The 16632-nt window shown below is 73.2% G+C and carries 17 protein-coding genes and 1 pseudogene; 14 read left to right on the top strand and 4 right to left on the bottom strand.

The window, feature by feature from the left end:
* Window positions 1-13: 13 nt before the first annotated feature.
* The 11 genes and pseudogenes from ABIA33_RS25605 to ABIA33_RS25555 all read left to right on the top strand — a co-directional run bounded on the left by ABIA33_RS25605 (window position 14) and on the right by ABIA33_RS25555 (window position 11046).
* Window positions 14-700: an SAF domain-containing protein gene (locus ABIA33_RS25605; RefSeq protein ID WP_370084818.1), complete on the top strand. Its 687-nt coding sequence runs from the start codon at window positions 14-16 to the stop codon at window positions 698-700.
* Window positions 700-1710: a hypothetical protein gene (locus ABIA33_RS25600; protein ID WP_370084817.1), complete on the top strand. Its 1011-nt coding sequence runs from the start codon at window positions 700-702 to the stop codon at window positions 1708-1710. The genes ABIA33_RS25605 and ABIA33_RS25600 overlap by 1 nt, the downstream gene beginning before the upstream one ends.
* Window positions 1697-3220, top strand: coding sequence for a CpaF family protein (locus tag ABIA33_RS25595; protein WP_370084815.1), 1524 nt, complete (start codon window positions 1697-1699; stop codon window positions 3218-3220). The genes ABIA33_RS25600 and ABIA33_RS25595 overlap by 14 nt, the downstream gene beginning before the upstream one ends.
* Window positions 3217-4200: a type II secretion system F family protein gene (locus ABIA33_RS25590; protein WP_370084814.1), complete on the top strand. Its 984-nt coding sequence runs from the start codon at window positions 3217-3219 to the stop codon at window positions 4198-4200. The genes ABIA33_RS25595 and ABIA33_RS25590 overlap by 4 nt, the downstream gene beginning before the upstream one ends.
* Window positions 4200-5084 carry a hypothetical protein gene (locus ABIA33_RS25585; protein ID WP_370084812.1) on the top strand — a complete coding sequence of 295 codons (885 nt, stop codon included), beginning with the start codon at window positions 4200-4202 and terminating at the stop codon, window positions 5082-5084. The genes ABIA33_RS25590 and ABIA33_RS25585 overlap by 1 nt, the downstream gene beginning before the upstream one ends.
* 2 nt (window positions 5085-5086) lie before the next feature.
* Entirely contained in the window at window positions 5087-5362 is a 276-nt protein-coding gene (locus tag ABIA33_RS25580; protein ID WP_370084811.1) for a hypothetical protein, read from the top strand.
* A 35-nt stretch (window positions 5363-5397) separates the two neighbouring features.
* Window positions 5398-5766, top strand: coding sequence for a TadE/TadG family type IV pilus assembly protein (locus ABIA33_RS25575; RefSeq protein WP_370084810.1), 369 nt, complete (start codon window positions 5398-5400; stop codon window positions 5764-5766).
* 66 nt (window positions 5767-5832) lie between these two features.
* A pseudogene (locus ABIA33_RS25570) lies at window positions 5833-6225 on the top strand (TadE/TadG family type IV pilus assembly protein); the annotation flags it as partial.
* Window positions 6222-6665, top strand: coding sequence for a hypothetical protein (locus ABIA33_RS25565; protein ID WP_370084809.1), 444 nt, complete (start codon window positions 6222-6224; stop codon window positions 6663-6665). The pseudogene ABIA33_RS25570 and the gene ABIA33_RS25565, both read left to right, overlap by 4 nt.
* A 51-nt stretch (window positions 6666-6716) precedes the next feature.
* Window positions 6717-9644, top strand: a complete 2928-nt coding sequence (locus ABIA33_RS25560; protein WP_370084808.1) for a LysM peptidoglycan-binding domain-containing protein — start codon at window positions 6717-6719, stop codon at window positions 9642-9644.
* A 13-nt stretch (window positions 9645-9657) separates the two neighbouring features.
* The gene (locus ABIA33_RS25555) at window positions 9658-11046 is read left to right on the top strand and encodes a hypothetical protein (RefSeq protein WP_370084806.1); all 1389 of its coding nucleotides are present in this window, start codon (window positions 9658-9660) and stop codon (window positions 11044-11046) included.
* Here the strand turns inward: ABIA33_RS25555 and ABIA33_RS25550 are convergent.
* The gene (locus tag ABIA33_RS25550) at window positions 11036-11323 is read right to left on the bottom strand and encodes a hypothetical protein (RefSeq protein ID WP_370084805.1); all 288 of its coding nucleotides are present in this window, start codon (window positions 11321-11323) and stop codon (window positions 11036-11038) included. The genes ABIA33_RS25555 and ABIA33_RS25550 overlap by 11 nt on opposite strands.
* On the bottom strand, window positions 11317-12795 hold the full coding sequence (locus ABIA33_RS25545) for an SDR family NAD(P)-dependent oxidoreductase (RefSeq protein WP_370084804.1): 1479 nt from the start codon (window positions 12793-12795) through the stop codon (window positions 11317-11319). The genes ABIA33_RS25550 and ABIA33_RS25545 overlap by 7 nt, the downstream gene beginning before the upstream one ends.
* 172 nt (window positions 12796-12967) lie before the next feature.
* On the opposite strand from ABIA33_RS25545, the gene ABIA33_RS25540 reads away from it, so the two are divergent.
* The 3 genes from ABIA33_RS25540 to ABIA33_RS25530 all read left to right on the top strand — a co-directional run bounded on the left by ABIA33_RS25540 (window position 12968) and on the right by ABIA33_RS25530 (window position 14664).
* Window positions 12968-13138 carry a hydrophobic protein gene (locus ABIA33_RS25540; protein WP_370084803.1) on the top strand — a complete coding sequence of 57 codons (171 nt, stop codon included), beginning with the start codon at window positions 12968-12970 and terminating at the stop codon, window positions 13136-13138.
* Between the two features lie 161 nt (window positions 13139-13299).
* Window positions 13300-13548, top strand: a complete 249-nt coding sequence (locus tag ABIA33_RS25535) for a hypothetical protein (RefSeq protein ID WP_370084802.1) — start codon at window positions 13300-13302, stop codon at window positions 13546-13548.
* Window positions 13549-13641: 93 nt separating this feature from the next.
* The gene (locus tag ABIA33_RS25530) at window positions 13642-14664 is read left to right on the top strand and encodes an NAD-dependent epimerase/dehydratase family protein (RefSeq protein WP_370084801.1); all 1023 of its coding nucleotides are present in this window, start codon (window positions 13642-13644) and stop codon (window positions 14662-14664) included.
* Window positions 14665-14677: 13 nt separating this feature from the next.
* Here ABIA33_RS25530 and ABIA33_RS25525 read toward each other — a convergent pair whose 3' ends face one another.
* Both ABIA33_RS25525 and ABIA33_RS25520 read right to left on the bottom strand, forming a co-directional pair.
* On the bottom strand, window positions 14678-14968 hold the full coding sequence (locus tag ABIA33_RS25525; RefSeq protein ID WP_370084800.1) for a hypothetical protein: 291 nt from the start codon (window positions 14966-14968) through the stop codon (window positions 14678-14680).
* Window positions 14969-15091: 123 nt separating this feature from the next.
* Complete coding sequence (locus tag ABIA33_RS25520) at window positions 15092-16630, bottom strand: long-chain fatty acid--CoA ligase (protein WP_370084799.1); 1539 nt, start codon at window positions 16628-16630, stop codon at window positions 15092-15094.
* Between the last annotated feature and the right edge of the window lie 2 nt (window positions 16631-16632).

Raw genomic sequence — 16632 nt, 5'->3', positions numbered from 1 at the left:
AGGCGACCGCACGGTGGAATCCCCGATTGGGCCGCTCACGGCCACGCGCCCGCCGATCGCCGCCGGCGCCCCCTACCGTCTGGGCGGGGCCCGGCGGCGGCGACCCGCCGTGCTGGCGCTCGCCGTCGCGCTGGTCGCCGCGGGCGGGCTCGGCGGCGCTGCCCTCTACACGGCGACCGGCAAACGCGTCGCCGTCATCGCCCTCGCCCGCAACGTCCCCGCCGGACGGACGATCACCAGCGCGGACCTGGCCGAGGCCAGGATCTCGCTCGACCCCGCGCTCCACCCGCTCTCCGTCAACAGCAGGGTCGTGGGGATGCGGGCCACCGCGGACCTCAAGGCGGGCAGCCTGCTCACCAGCTCCGACCTCACCGACAGCCCGCTCGTCCTGCCCGGCCAGCAGATCGTCGGCATCGCCGCCAAGCACACCCAACTGCCTGCTGTCCGGCTGCAACCGGGCACGCGCGTGGTGCTCGTGGCGACGCCGTCCGCAGCCGGCGGCTCCGGTTCGACGAGTTCGACACCCGCGGCAGGTTCGCTGACCTCGCTGACCGCCGTGGTCGTGGATGTCGGCGCGCCGGACAACGACGGCACCGTCGTCGTCGACGTCGCGGTCCCCTCCGCCCAGGGCGCGGCCGTCGCCGACCTCGCCGCGAGCGGCAGATTCGCGCTCCTGGTGGCAGCGCAGGGGAGCGGCTGATGGCTGTCGTCACGATCAGCGGAGGCTCCGGCGCGCCGGGAGCCACGACCACCGCCCTTGCCCTGCTGCTCGCCTGGCCGCTCGCCGAGGGCCGCCGGGTCCTGCTGCTGGAGTGCGACCCCGACGGCGGCGCGGTGCTTGCGGGTGCCCTGGAAGGGCGGGTCGACGCCGGGTACGGGCTGCGTCACCTCGCCGTCGCCGACCGGCGCGGACGTCTCGCCGAGACCCTCTGGGAGCAACTCGTCGACCTGTCTCCGAACGGAAGCGGCGACCGGCTGCTGCTGCCGGGGCTCACCGATCCCGCCCAGGCACCCGGTCTCGCCTACACCTGGGAGCCACTGGTGACGGCCTGTCAGGATCTGGACGCGAACGGCTGCGACGTCCTGGTCGACCTGGGCCGCTCCGGCGCGCACGGACCTTCGGCGGTGCTCGCGCGACGGGCCGACGCCGTGCTGGTCACCGTGCGTTCCACGCTGCGCGGGCTCAGCTCGGCCAAGCCCCGGATCGCCGCCCTCTCGGCCGACCTCGACGCCGAGGGGACGGGCTCGGACGCGCTCGGGTTGGTCCTGGTCCAGGAAGGTCCGTACGCCCCGACGGAGGTGGGACGGGCCCTGGGAGCCCCGGTAGTGGGGCTGCTGCCGTTCGAGCCGCGCAGCGCACGGGTGCTGTCCGACGGCGGCGACAGCGGCGACCGGCGCTTCGTCCGCTCGGCGCTGATGCGCTCCGCGCGGTCCACGGCTGACGAGATCCGGTTGCTGGCGGGCCGTCGGCGGCTGCGGCTCAGGCCAGGGGGACCGCAGACCGCGCCGATGCCAACGGCCCCGGCGACTCCCGCAGCCGCACCGACGCCGCCGGTACCGCCGATACCCGTGCCCCTCGCCGGATACGCGCCACGCCCACCCGTGCCGCAGGTGTTCGCGCCGCAGCCGTTCGCCCCGCAGCCGTACGCGCCGCAGACACCGGGCGCCCAGTCCGGCCCCGGGCAGGAGGTGGCCCGTGCCTCCTTCTGACTCCGTGGTCGCCGCTCCACCGAACGGCGGCGCGCTGAGCGGCGCGGCGCTCAACGGCTGGTCCCCGGCCGCCTTCCAGCCCTCCGTGCAGACCTCCGCCCCGCCGCAGGCAGCGGCGGCACCCCCCGCCACCGCGGACCCGCAGATCGCCCGCGCCCTCAAACGGCAGGTCGCCTCCGAACTCCACGAACAGCTCGCGCTGCTCGACGACCAGCGCGGCACCGCCGCCGACCCCGCCACCCGTCGCCAGCGCGGCCGGGCCCTGATCGAGGACGCCGTCGCCCGCTGGTCCGACGCCTACGCCCTCACCCACGGCGTGCCGCCCACCCGCGAGCAGGACCGGGCCCTCGCCGAGGCCGTCTACGACCTGCTGTTCCGCGCCGGACGCCTCCAGCCCTACCTGGACGACCCGGAGATCGAGAACATCCTCGTCAACGGCTGTGACGACGTCTGGATCTCCCGGGCCCACCAGCCGCTCCGCCAGGTCCCGCCGGTCGCCGACAGCGACGAGGAACTCGTCGAGCTGCTCCAGGACCTGGCGCGCCGTCACGGCGGCGGCGAGCGCAGCCTGTCCACGTCCAGCCCCACCCTCGCGCTGCGACTGGAGGGCGGGATGCGGCTGCAGGCCCTCACCGGCGTCACCCCGCGCCCCTACGTGGCGATCCGCCGCCACCGCGTCGCCAGCGCGACCCTCGGCGACATGGTCGCCCTCGGCACCATCGACAGCACCCTCGCCGCGTTCCTCGCAGCCGCGATCAGGGCCCGCAAGAACGTCATGATCACCGGCACCCAGGGCGTCGGCAAGACCAGCCTGCTGCGCGCCATGGCGGGCGAGATCCCGCCGGACGAGCGGGTGGGCACCCTGGAGTCCGAGTACGAGCTCTGGCTGCACACCCTCGGCCATCTGCGCCAGGTCGTCCCGATGGAGGCCCGCGAGGGCAACGGCGAGCGGGTGGACGGCCGCTCCGCAGGCGAGCTGACGATCGGTGAGCTCATCCCGGCGGCGCTGCGGATGACCCTCACCCGCATCATCGTGGGCGAGGTCCGCTCCGCCGAGGTCGTTCCCATGCTGCGGGTCATGACCAACGGCGAGGGCGGCTCCATGTGCACCCTGCACGCCCGCACCCCGCACATGGTCATCGACCGGATCGCCGAGCTCTGCCTCGAGTACGGCGCCCAGATGACCGACACCCTCGCCTACCGGCTCACCGCCAACGCCCTGGACTTCGTGGTCCACGTCACCATGGTCGACGAGACGGCCGTCGGCGGGCGCCGGCACCGCTTCGTGTCGAACGTGCTGGAGGTCGTCGGCATGGGCGAGAGCGGACGCCCCGCGCTGAACAACATCTTCGGGCCTTCCGGTGGGGAGCCCCGGGCAGTCCCGCAGACCCCGCCCGCCTGCCTGGACGACCTGCGGCGGGTCGGCTTCGACGCCCGGCTGCTCGGGTCACCGCAGGGCTCCTGGGCCCGGCCGCTGGACCTGCGGATCAGGACGGGAGCGCCCTGGTGAACCTGATCCTCCCCTACCTGTTGTGCGGGGCCGCGTTCGCGGGCGGACTCGTCGCACTGGTGCTGTTCTGGCGCGGTGGCGCACCCGGCCCCGCCGACGCCGTCAGCACCACCCCGGGACGCGCCGAGCGACTGGTGCGGGAACTGCGCCGCAGGCGGGTCCAGTGCGGCGTCGCCGTCGTCGGCGGCGCCGCAGCCTGGCTGTTCACCGGCATCCCGCTGACCGCTCTGCTGGTGCCGGCGCTGGTGTTCGCCCTGCCCTGGCTGTTCAACTCGACCCGCTCCCACACCGGCCGGATCGACCAGATGGAGGCACTCGCCGAGTGGACCCAGCGGCTCGCGGACGTGCTGCTGCTCGGCGTCGGCCTGGAACAGGCCGTCATCACCAGTCGCCGTACCGCCCCCGCCGCACTGGAACGCGAGATCACCGACCTGGTCGGACGGCTCCAGTCCCGCTGGAGCCCTGCCGACGCGCTGCGCGCCTTCGCCGACGACCTCGGCGACTCCACCGCGGACAAGGTGCTCGCGGCGCTGCTGCTCCGCGCGGCCGACCGCGGTCCGGGCCTGGCCGGGGCGCTCGCCGACCTGGCCGAGTCGGTACGCGAGGAGGTCCGTCAGCGTCGAGCGATCGAGGCGGACCGGGCCAAGCACCGGGCCACAGTGCGCTGGCTGGTCGTCATCATCCTGGGCGTGGTCGCGGTGGGCTCGCTCAACCACTCCTACACCGTCCCCTACGAGACCGTGACCGGCCAGATCGTCCTCGCCGGGGTGGCGGCCGCGTTCGTCGCCGTCGTCGCCTGGATGCGCAACCTCGCCAGCCACAAGCCCACGCCGCGCTTCCTCGAAGGGGACCGGCGCAGCCGCACCGGGCGCGCGCCGGTCCGCGACGCGACGGAGCTCGAACGGGAAGCCCTGGAGTTGGATGTGACGCTGGACGGCATGACGCTGGACGGCTCGAAGCGCGAAGGCGGGGCACGCTGATGCTGACCTGGCTGATCCTCGCGGGTGCCGCCCTCGGCGTGGGCCTCGCCCTGCTCGCCGCCGAACTGCGCCCGGCCCCACCGGAGCTGGGCGCGGCCCTGGACCGGCTGCACCGCGAGCCGGAACGCCCGAGCGACTCCCGGACCCGTACTGCTCCCGGGCCGTTCGACCGGCTCGGCACGCGGCTGCTCGCGATTCCCGGCACCCGGCTGCCCGTCCACGAACTGGCGTTGATCGGCCGGACTCCGGCCCGGTTCATGGCGCAGAAGCTGCTGTTCGCCCTCATCGGTCTCCTGATCCCGCCCTTTCTGCAGGTCATGGAGCTGCTGCTGGGCGGGTCGATCTCGCTGACAGTGCCGCTGCTCGGATCGATCGGGCTCGCCGCCGTGCTGTGGTTCGTCCCGGACGCGGTGGTCCGCAGCGAGGCCAAGGAGGCGCGGGTCGAGTACCTGCACGGCATCGCCGCCTACCTGGAACTCGTCGCCCTGGAGCGGGCCGCCGACTGCGGCCCCGCCGAGGCGCTGCACCGGGCCGCGGGCGTCGGCAGGGGAACGGTCTTCCGCCGCATCGCCGACGCCCTGGACCGGGCCACGCTCGACCGGCTGCCGCCCTGGGACGGATTGGACGCCCTCGCCGAGGAACTCGCTCTGACGCCGCTTCAGGACGTCGCCGACATCATGCGGATCTCCGGCACCGACGGCGCCGCCGTCTACCGCACCCTTCGGGCCCGCGCCCGCAACCTGCGGTCCGAACTCCTGGCCGACGAACTGGCCCGGGCCAACGTCGACAGCGAACGCATGGTCGCACCGGGCACTGCTCTGGTGACCCTGATGACCGTACTGATCGCCTTTCCTTCCGTTTACCAGATGTTCCAAGGAGGCTGACAATGAAGCGCGCCCGCATCCATCTCGACAGCCAGAACGTTCGGGCCTGGCTCCCCGACGACTTCCTCCCCGCAGTGATGGCCTTCCAGCTTGTGCGCTACCGCAGCCACCGGGTCGCCGCCGCACGGGCCAACCGTGACAAGGGCGCGCTCAGCATCGAGATGGCGATGCTGGTCATCGTCCTGATCGTCGGCGCTTCCCTCGTCGTCCTCGCGATCAAAGCCCTGGTCACCAAGAAGGCGACGCAGATCGGCACCAGCGACACCAGCGGCCAGTGAGACGGAGAACACCACCGGCGAAGGACGGCGGCGTCATGTCGATCAGCCTTGCCATGGTCTTCCCGCTCGTCCTGGTCCTGATCGTGCTCACCGTCCAGGCCGCCCTGTGGTGGTACGACCGGCAGATCGCGCTCACCGCAGCGCGGGAGGGCAGTGAGGCGGCCCGGAGCTTCCAGGCCGACCCGACCGCGGGCAGCACGGCGGCGAACAGCCTGCTAGACCGGGTCGGCGGCGGTCTGACGGACCGTTCGGTGGACGTGACCCCGGTGGGACCTGCGACGACCACGGTCGTGGTCACGGTGAGCGTGAGGACCCAGTCACTGCTGCCGTTCCTGCCGGGCATCCGGATCACCCAGCAGGTCACCGCGCCGGTGGAACGCTTCGTCCCGGCGACGGCACCGTGAAAGGAGGTGCGGTGAGCGAGCCCCTGAGGAGGGTGGGGGGGGGACCGCGAGCAGGGCAGCCTCGCTCTCGAGGCGGCCATCCTCGTGCCCGCGCTGGTGCTGTTCCTGCTGATCGTCATCGCGGCCGGGCGGGTGGAGACGGCCAAGGGCACGGTGGACGCGGCCGCCCGCGACGCCGCGCGCAGCGCGTCGCTGGCCCGCACGCCGGACGCGGCAAGGCAGGCGGCATCCGACGCGGCGGCGAAGTCGCTGGTAGAGGGGGGAGTGTCGTGCCAGAACCTGAGTCAACCCGTCGTGGACACCAACGACTTCGCCCCTCAGCCGGGCGTGACCGGATCGGTCACCGTGACGGTCAGCTGCACCGTCCTGCTGTCCGACCTCGCGGTTCGGGGACTGCCCGGAAGCGTCACCCTGAGCAGCGTCTTCACGTCCGTCGTCGACCGCTACCGCACCCGATGAGCGCACGACCGCGACCGGATGCGGACCGGGGCACGCTCTCGATCTTCGTCGCCATCTGCGCGACGGCGCTGCTGATGCTCGCCGGGCTCGTCCTCGATGGCGGCGGGCGGCTGCGCGCCATCGAGCACGCCGACGCTCTCGCCCAGGAGGCCGCGCGGGCCGGCGGCCAGCAGATCGACCAGGCCCAACTGCTGCAGGGCCACGGGCTCGTCCTCGACCAACAGCAGGCCGTCACGGCGGCCGACGACTACCTCAAGGGCAGGGGCGTGACCCCAACGGTCACCACCACGGCCACCACCGTCAAGGTGACGATCACGACGACGTACCACACCAGCCTGCTCGGACTGATCGGCCTCGACAACCTCACCGTGCACGGCGTCGGCCAGGCTCGCCTCGTCCCCGGCGTCAACGCCCCCGACCCCCTGCCCACCGCACCCTGACCCTGCCCCTGACCCACAGTCCCAGCCGACCCACGTAGTGGAGTAGTCCTGATGCTCCGTAACCTCTGCCGAGGCATGGCCGCGCTCGTCGCGCTCCTGCTGCTGCTCGCCGGGCTGCCCGCGCTGCTCGCCGTGGGCACGCTCGCGGTCACCAGGCAGGCCACGCCCCACGATGTCGGGCTGCTCGCCATGCTGACGCGGCCAGACGACGGCAACCTCTTCCTGTGGGCGCTGGTCGTCGTCGGCTGGAGCGCCTGGCTGTGCCTCGCCGCGTCGGTGGTCCTGGAGGTGCCCGCGCAGCTGCGGGGCCGTAGTGCCCGCCGGGTGCTGGCGCTGGGCTGGAGCCAGCGGATGGCGGGCAGCCTGGTCGGCGCGGTCCTGGCGCTGCTGCCCACGGCGGGGGCGGCGCTCGCCGCGACCCCGACGGCGGTGACGACCACGGTCGGGGTGCACGCACCGGTGGCCGTGACGGCAGCGCCGTCGACGGTTGCGCGTGCGGGCGGAGGCGCCGGAGTCGCAGCGGTGACGGACAAGGCCCCGCAGCCCACGTACACGGTCAAGGACGAGCGACCGGCCGACAGCCTGTGGAGCATCGCCGAGAAGGAGCTCGGTTCGGGGGCGCGCTGGCAGGAGATCGCCCGGCTGAACGAGGGCCGGGTGATGGACGCCTCCGGGCTCCGCTTCGAGGCGGACCGGCCGATCCGTCCCGGCTGGGTGCTGCTGATCCCGACTGACGCGGTGTCAGCCGGGCAGGTGCGCTCGGGGGCGGGGACGGTGGTCGTACAGGCGGGTGACACCCTGTCCGGGATCGCCGAGCAAGAACTCGGAAGCGCGGCGAAGTGGCCGGCGCTGTATGCGGCGAACAAGGGCGAGCAGGCGCCGGACGGGGTGCGGCTGGAGAATCCGGACGTGATCGAGCCGGGCATGGTGCTGACCTTGCCGGGGGCCGGTTCGGGTCAGCCGGGACCGGCGCCGAAGCCGCCGGTGGCCCCGCCGCCGACGAGCAATCCGCCGGTGACGGCTCCCTCGGTGGCAACCCCGCCGGTCGCGACCGCACCTGTCACGTCCCCGACCGCGACTCCTCCGCCCGCGAGCAGCGCACCCGTCACATCCCGGCCCGTGACCGCTCCGCCGGCGAGCAGCGCACCCGTCACGTCCGCGCCCGCGACCGCGCAGGCCGGCGCAGCGGCCCCCAGCGCTGGTAGCTCGGTCGGAGCGACCTCCTCGCCGCCACCGCCGTCGCCGCGCTCCTCTGCCTCAGTCACGTCCGGGGCGGGCGTTCTGCCACCGGCAGGGCCGCCGCCCTCCGCAGCGCTGCCTGCACCCGGTCGCGGGACCGGGCCGTCGCACGCCTCCGCTCTACCCGAGGGGGCGCTCCTCGGCGGAACCGCGCTGCTCGCCGCCGTCCTGCTGGGCGCTGTCGCCGTGCGCAGGAGCAGCCGGCCCCCGCACCCCGCCTCGCGTACCCGCACCCGAGCCCGGACCGGCCCGACCCCGGTCCCCGCCGCGCTGCTCGCTTCGCTCGCCTCGAGCGATCCGGCCACCACCCCCGCCGCCACCACCCCCGCCACCGCGTTCGAATCGGCGCTGGCCGCACGCCAGGACGCAGTGGGGCTGGACCTGCTGGACCGCGCGCTGCGCAGCCTGGCCGGCACCGCCGCAGGGGAGGGGCGCCGGCTGCCCGCACTGACGGCCGTGCGGATCACCCCCGCCCACACCGTGGAGCTGCACCTGTCCGTCCCCTCGGCCCCTATCGCACCGTTCCGCGCCGCGCACGCCTCCACCATCTGGTGGTGCACCGCGGACACCGATCAACTCCTCCCCGCGGCCGCTGCCGCCGCCGTCCCCGCGCCCTTCCCCGCGCTGGTCAGCCTCGGCACGGCCGCCGACGGCAGCACCGTACTGGTCGACCTGGAGGCGGTGCGCCTGCTGCATCTGTCCGGTCCGCCCACCGCCGTCGCGGACGTGCTGCGCACCCTCGCCCTGGAACTGGCCTTCACACCGCTCGCCGACGGCGTGAACGTCCACGTGGTGGGTGTGGGGGACGAGTTGGAGTTTGCCGCCGAAGGCCGCCTGCACGTCCATCCGACGCTGGAAGCCGCCGTCGCCGCAGTCGTCGCACGTGACCTGGTGGTACGCGGCGCATTGCTGGACGCAGGGGTCGGCACCCCTCGTGAGGCGAGGGGACGGGGCGTGGTGAGCGAAGCCTGGGCACCGGAGATCGTGTTGTGCGCGACCGCGCCGGGCGGTGGCACGCCGGAAACGCTGGGACGACTCCTGGACGCCAGACCGCGAGGCAGCGTCGCCGTGGTCACCGCCGCGCCGCCGCCCGGTGCGGGGCCCGTCGCCCGATGGACCCTGCCAGCGACCGGGATGACCCAACTGCCCGGGCTCGACATGAGCGTGGAGCTCCAGCGGCTGGACGACAGCGAGTACCGGCAGTGGCTCAGCCTGCTGGGGACGACCACCCCGCAGACGTCACCTTGGCCCGCCCGACCCCAACCGCTGTTCCGGGAGGATCCCGACCTCGACCTCGATCCCGACCACGAACCCGACTTCGTGCCGAAGCCCGCCGTCGCCCTCGCGCCCGCGCCCGCCCTCGCGCCCGCGCCGGAACCCGACCTCGCCCCCGCCCTCGACCCCTGGTCGCTCCGCAGCCCCTGGCGGGAACGTGACTCCCCGTCCGGGGCCGAAACCGGGACCAGCGTCGAGGCCGCCCACGAACTGACCCTGCGTCGACTCCGCGCCGGTGACCACCGGGGCGCGGAGGCCGCCGCGTTCGCCGGCCTGACCCCCGCTCCCGCGACCGAACTCCTGCACCGGGACCTGCTCTGCGTCTACGCCGACGCCGGGGCCACCGAGCAACTCCACAAGGCCGTCACCCGACTGGAGCGCCTTCCGGCCCGCACCGGCCGTCCGCTCGAACCGGAGACCCATGCGTTGATCGCCGAACTGCGGGGGACTGGTGGTGCCGCCTGAGCTCGACGGTAGGGTGTCGCAGCAGGATTGGGAGCAGAGGCGCGGCATTGACGGGGGTGGCGTGGTGACGGGCGAGGCGTTGTCCCTGGGCGAGAGCCCGCGCGGACGGGTGCTGGTGATCGAGGGCGGAAGCGGTCAGAGTGCCCGCCGCTTCCCGCCGCGCCCCGGTCGCCCCGCCCCCGCGCTGTCCGTGATCCTGTCCGCGATCTCCCCGCAGGTGCTGCTCGCGGCCGAGGCCGTCGACACCGTGCACCTCCCCGCAGCCACCGACGCCTCGGGCATCCTCGCGCATCTGCGCTCCGCCGTACGGCACCCGGGACCGCTGCTGGTGCACATCGGTGGCCACCTGGTCAGGGATCGGCGCACCGGCGGCGCTCAGCTCGACCTGGGCGGCTCGCACTTGCCCTGGCAGACCGTCATCGAGGAACTGCGGCTGCGGCCGGTGGAGACGACCTCGCTGGTGATCGCGGACCTCAGCGCCGAGGAGTCGCTGCTGCCGCCGCTGCGCGTCGTCCCCTCGCCGCTCGGAGCAGGACTGCCGTTGTGGGCGGCGGTGAGCCCGGACCCGCAGCAGGTGGGCACGTTCACCCGGGCCCTGGTCGAGGCCCTGCACGGCGGACGGCCCGGTGAGGGAGGCGCGCTGACGCCGGAACAACTGCACCAGCAGGTGCATTCGGTGCTGCGCCCCGAGGTGCTCCTGGTGGTCTCGCACGGCCCCGGCTCGCAGGTCTTCCGCAACACGGCCCGCCGCCTCGAAGCGAGGCGCCCGCAGCTGCCCCTGCCCGGGAAGCCGCTGCCCGGGAGGCCGGAGCCCGGCACGCTGGAGTTCGAGACCATGCAGTTCGACTCGACGCACATCGCGGCACCGCCGTCCGACGCGCCTCCGTCCGATCTGCCTCCGTCCGACCCGCCCCCGTTCGACCTGCCACCGCCCCCGGTGCACCCGCCGACGGTCCATCTCACCGCGCTGGAGGACTACCAGCAGGCCATCGCCGTGATCGTCGCCGCCGCCGACGCGGGCGAGCACGCCCGGGCGTCGGCCTTCGCCTGCGAGCTGGAACGTGAGGCCGTCACCGCCCACGGTCCGGACGCGGATCTGTCGCTGCAGGTCCGCCAGGTGCGCGCGCATGTGTCCAGGCTGGCGGGACAGCAGGCCGACGCCGCGGACCAGTACCGCGCCGTCGCTCTCAGCCTGCTCGGCACCCGGGGCGCGGACGATCCGGAGACCCGGCAGGCCGCCGCGAACGCCGAGGCATGCTGGCGCGCGATCGAGGACGACGCCGAGGCCCGACGCCTCGGGCCCGACCTGCTCGCGCTGCGCCGCGACGTCCCCGACGAGCGCCGCCTGCGCGCGGTGGAACGGCACCTGGCGCGCCTCGACGAGTTCCTGGTCAGCCGGTAGAGCCCAGCGAACGCTGGAACGCGAACGGCCATTGGTGGGCCGGTCGGGCGAGCAGCCCCTCGGGCGGGGTGGGCAGCCGACCGGGCGTGCTGCCGGGGGTGCGCAGGATCACCACGACGCGGTCGTCGGCCGCGGTGTAGACGTCGGCGCTGCCACCGGGCGGGGCGGGAAGGTCCCCGACCCACTCCAGCAGTTCGGGCATGCGCCCGGGCGCCGCGCGGACCTCCCACATCACGGTGTCGTGCGTCGTCGGGCCGGCCGCGTCGGAAGTCACCATGGGGAGGGAGCGTAGTCCTTGAGGAAGCAGCCGTAGAGGTCCTCGCCCTGCTCGCCGCGCACGACCGGGTCGTAGACCCGGGCCGCGCCGTCGACCAGGTCCAGCGGGGCGTGGAAGCCCTCGTCGGCGAGGCGCATCTTGTCCGGGTGCGGGCGCTCGTCGGTGATCCAGCCGGTGTCCACGGCGGTCATCAGGATGCCGTCCTGGTCCAGCATCTCCTGGGCGCTGGTGCGGGTGAGCATGTTCAGCGCGGCCTTGGCCATATTGGTGTGCGGGTGCCCCGGGCCCTTGTAGCCGCGGCTGAACTGGCCCTCCATCGCCGACACGTTCACCACGTACTTGCGGCGGGCAGCCGACGCCGCCATCGCCGGGCGCAGCCGGCTGACCAGGATGAACGGGGCGGTGACATTGCACAGCTGCACTTCGAGCAGCTCGATGGGGTCGACCTCGTCGACCTTCTGGCTCCAGCTGTTCACCGGGTCCAGGTCGGGGACCAGCCCTCCCGCGTCGATGGCGGTGCCGGCCTCGATCAGCGCGGGCGCGGCGGAACCGCTGGTCAGCGCGAGAGCGGTCAGTGCCTGGGCGCTGAGCGCGCCCTGCTGGCCGCGGGTCTGGCTGGGCAGCGCGGGCTGGCGGCTGAGGTCGAAGCCGCCCAGCACCAGCGCCTCGGGGAGCTCGCCCGCGGGCAGCGGTGCGCTCTCGGCGGTGATCAGCTCCGCGTAGGCCTGTGCGGAACGGCGGACCGTCTGCGCGGCGTTGTTGATCAGGATGTCCAGTGGTCCCTGCGCCGCCACCGACTCGGCCAGCGCGATGACCTGGGAGGGGTCGCGCAGGTCGATGCCGACGATGCGGAGCCGGTGCAGCCACTCGGCGCTGTCCGGCATCGCGGTGAAGCGGCGGATCGCGTCGTTGGGGAAGCGGGTGGTGATGGTGGTGTGGGCACCGTCACGCAGCAGCCGCAGCGCGATGTACATGCCGATCTTGGCCCGGCCGCCGGTGAGCAGCGCGCGACGGCCGGTCAGGTCGGTACGGGCGTCGCGGCGGGCGCGGTTCTCGTGCGCGCAGGGCTGGCACAGCTGGTGGTAGAAGGCGTCGACCTCGACATACCGGGTCTTGCAGATGTAGCACGAGCGGGGGCGCTCGAGCACGCCCGCGATGGGTCCGCTGGTCTCCGTGGTGAGCTGCAGGCCCTGGGTCTCGTCGTCGATCCGGTTGGCCGCCCCGGTCGCTGTGGCCTCGGTCACGGCGCGGTCGTTGGCGGTCTTGGCGGCCCGGCGCTCCTGGCGGCGGCGCTGCTTCACCTGCCGGTAGAGGCCGGAGGTCGCGCGGCGCACGGCAACGGCGTCCGGGTGGTCCAGCGGCAGTTCGTCGAGCTCGGCGAGGACGGCCAGGACCAGCTTCATCCGCTCCGGTTCGATGCCGGGAACGTCCTCGGTGAGGGTCGTGCCGTCGCCGTGAGGTCCTGCGTTCATGCCGCTGCCGTTCCGTGGATCAGGGGAGGTGAGGGGTGATGCTGCCAACTGCGACACCCTACGCAGCCGAGCGCCGTACGCCAAACGGCGCACACGTTCGACGGAGTGCTCGGTCGAGGGCGCGCATGTTCAGCGAGGACCGGGGCAGGCGGCGTTCAGGAGGTTGATACTCATGGGACCGATACTTCTCGTCCTGCTGTTGGCCCTGATCCTCGGGGGCCTCGGCTTCGCCGTGCACGTGCTCTGGTGGATCGCTGTGATCGTCCTGGTGCTGTGGCTGCTGGGCTTCGCTATGCGGAGCACCAGTGGCGGCGGGGCCCGGGGCCGCTGGTACCGATGGTGACCGTACGGGCCGTGGTGACGACGCCGCGCGTGTGAACGGGACGCGCGTGCGAACCGGATGAGGGGGCGGACCTGCCGCGATCGGCGGGTCTGCCCACTCGCCGTGCACCCGATCGGCCCGCCCGCCGAGCGCTGTGTGGCGGGCCGGCGCACGATGGTGGCATGGCGAATAATCAGATGACGTTCCGAGTCAACAAGCGACTGCTTGCCACCGGAGCCGTGCTCACCGGCACGGGGGCGGTGCTGGGGCTGGTCGGCACCGCGGTCGCGATGACCGCGCTGGCGACCGCGGGTCGCGGCTGGGTCCAGCAGTGGGAGACCCCGCCGACCGAACTCGCGGCCCGCACCCTGCGGCAGGCCAAGCAGGCATCCCAGGCAGGCGTGGACGCCTGGCGCAGCCAGGCCCAGTAGCCCGGGAGCCGCGTTTCCGCCGTCGGCGGACTTCTTCCGCCGTCGGCGGACAGGTCTTCCCTGCGCTCAGCCGACCAGCTGACACTCGGTCACATGAGACTTCTGGTGATCGGTGGTTCCGTCTTTCTCGGGCAGGCGTTCGTGCGCGAGGCCCTGGCCCGCGGATGGGAGGTGACGACCTTCAACCGCGGCCGGTCCGGCCAGGACGAACCGGGCGTGACCGCCGTCCAGGGCGACCGGGAGCAGTCCGACGACCTGGAGCGCCTCGCCGCCGCGGGTCCCTGGGACGCGGTCGTCGACGTCTGCGGCTACACGCCGCGCGTGGTCGGCGCGTCCGTGGCCGCCCTGGCCAAGTCCGCCGGGGCTTATCTGTTCATCTCCTCGATCAACGCCTACCCGGGCTTTCCGGCCGTGCCCGTGGACGAGGACTCCCCCCGCCACGAGTGCGCTCCGGACGCCGGCCCCGAGGACGGCGACTACGGCGTGCTCAAGGTGGGCTGCGAGCGCGCCGTCACCGAGGGCTTCCCCGGGCGCACGCTGGTCGTGGAACCCGGGCTGATCATGGGGCCGGGCGACCGTGCCCGACGGCTCGCGGTCTGGCTGCGTCGTGCGAGTCAGGGCGGACGCATGATCGCCCCTGGGGCGCCCGACCGTGAGATGCAGCTCATCGACGCCCGAGACATCGCCGTTTTCGGCCTGGACCGGATCGTCGACGGGAGCACCGGGACGTACCTCACCAGCGGCACTCCCGCGAACACCACCTGGGGCGAGTACCTCGGCACCTGCGTCGAGGTGACCGGGGGCAAGGCCGAACTGGTGTGGGTGGACGACCAGTTCCTGCTGGAGCACGGGGTCGAGCCCTGGGTGGAACTCCCGCTCTGGGCCCCGGACAACGAGGAGTTCGCCGCAGTCTGGAAGCCCTCCTCGGCGAAGGCGGTCACCGCCGGGCTCCAGTGCCGACCGGTCACCCAGTCGATCCGCGACACCGCCGCCTGGCTCTTCGCTCCGGGTGGCCTGGAGGAGGCCTTCGGCGTCCACCACCGCATGACCGACCATCAGCTCCTCACCCCGGAGCGCGAGCAGCAGCTCCTCGCGGACTGGGACGCCCGCGGCTGAGGCGGCGGCCGTCTCAGCGACTGAGGAGCAGACCACCGAGAGCCACCGCGACCGCGACGCCACCGGCGATCTCGGCCGCGGTGGCCGCGGTGACCGCGAACAGCGCCAGAGGCCAGAAGAGGATCAGGAACGCGGCCAGGGCCACTGCTAGTGCCAGGGACCAGGAGACGCCTGGGCTGTGGGTGCTGCGCTGGTAGGCGGCGATGGTGCCGACAAGGGTGGTGGCGATGACGGCCAGGAGGATGCAGAGGAAGACTGCGGCAGCCGCGTTCTGACCGTTGCTCACGGATGGCTGATGGTGCATATACAGAGCGTAGCGACGGTGCGGGTTCCTCGTGTGGCAAATCGGACACTTCCCTCCCAGGAGGGTTCGGATCCTCTCAAAGAATCACACACAGTTCGCCCGGATCTCCGAGTCGGGGGAGGGCTAACCGCCGTAGCGGGCGCGCAGCTCGCGCTTGAGCACCTTGTGGCTCGGGCCCAGCGGGTACGAGTCCACGAACTCGACCCGGCGCGGGTACTTGTGCTTCGCCAGATGCTCCTTGGACCAGTCGATGATCTCCTGCGCACTCGGCTGCGGCTCGGCCGCGCGGTCCAGGACGAGGACCGCGCAGACCTCCTCGCCGTGCAACTCGTCGGCGAGGCCGATCACCGCCGCCTCGGCGACGGCCGGGTGCCGCAGCAGCGCCTCCTCGACCTCGCGCGGGTAGACGTTGTAGCCGCCCCTGATCACGATGTCCTTCTTGCGGTCCACGATCGAGATGAAGCCGTCGGCGTCCCGCGTGCCCAGATCCCCGGTACGGAACCAGCCGTCGACCAGGGCCTCGGCGGTCGCCTCCGGGCGGCCCAGGTAGCCGAGGAAGACGTTGTGGCCGCGCACCACGATCTCGCCCAGCTCCCCGGCGGGCAGCAGTTCGATCCGCTCCTCCAGTTCGGGCCGGGCGATCTCCACGTCCACGCCCCACACCGGGTGGCCGACCGTCCCGGCGCGGGTCCCGAAGTCGGGCTGGTTCACCGAAGCCGTCGGCGAGGTCTCCGACAGGCCATAGCCCTCCCACACGCTCGTCCCGAACACGGCGTCGAAGCGCTCCAGTACCGGCACCGGCAGCGAGGCGCCGCCGGAGATGCACAGCCTGAGCTGCGGCAGTGCCGGGGCCGACTTCGCGGCCTCCAGCAACGCGATGTACATCGTCGGCACCCCGTGGAAGGTGTTGACGCCCTCCCGCACCATCAACTCCAGTGCCCGCGCCGCGTCGAAGCGCGGCAGCAGCACCAGCGTGGCCCCGCCGCGCCAGGTGGAGTTCATGCTGACGGTCTGGCCGAAGGTGTGGAACAGCGGCAGCGCGCCGAGGGCGACGTCCGTCGGCTGGACGTGGTTCGCGTCGAAGGCGTTGACGGTGGCGTTCATCACCAGGCTGAGGTGGCTCAGGATCGCGCCCTTCGGCCGGCCCGTCGTGCCGCTGGTGTAGAAGACCACGGCCGGGTCCTCGGGCTGCCGGGCCACGAAGTGCGCCAGCGGCTGCACCCGCTGCGCCAGCTCCTCCAACCGGCCGAGCGCCCCGGGCACGGGCACGTCCGGACCGACCGTCACCAGCGGCACGTTCGCGGGGGCGGCCGCGTCGGCGGCGACCGCGGCCGTCGCGATATGACTGACCAGCACCGACGCGCCGCTGTCCCGCAGGACGTAGCCGACCTCCTCCGCGGTGAGCAGCAGATGCACCGGCACCACTACTCCGCCCGCCGCGAGGATCGCGTAGTAGGCGCGGGGGAACTCGGCGACGTTGGGCGCCATCAGTGCCACCCGGTCGCCGGGGCGCACGCCCAGCTCGACCAGTGCCGCGGCCTGGGCCAGGGACTGCCGCCAGAGTTCGGCGAAGCTGAGCCGGGTGTCGCCCTCGACCAGGGCGAGGCTGTCCGGCCTGCGGCGGGCGTTCTCGGCCAGGATGGAGGCAAGGGAAAGCGTCATTG

It is taken from the genome of Streptacidiphilus sp. MAP12-16, from assembly GCF_041262165.1.
Lineage (GTDB): Bacteria > Actinomycetota > Actinomycetes > Streptomycetales > Streptomycetaceae > Streptacidiphilus.
Note: the sequence above shows the minus strand (reverse complement) of the source record. Positions and strands in the feature narration are given on the sequence as shown.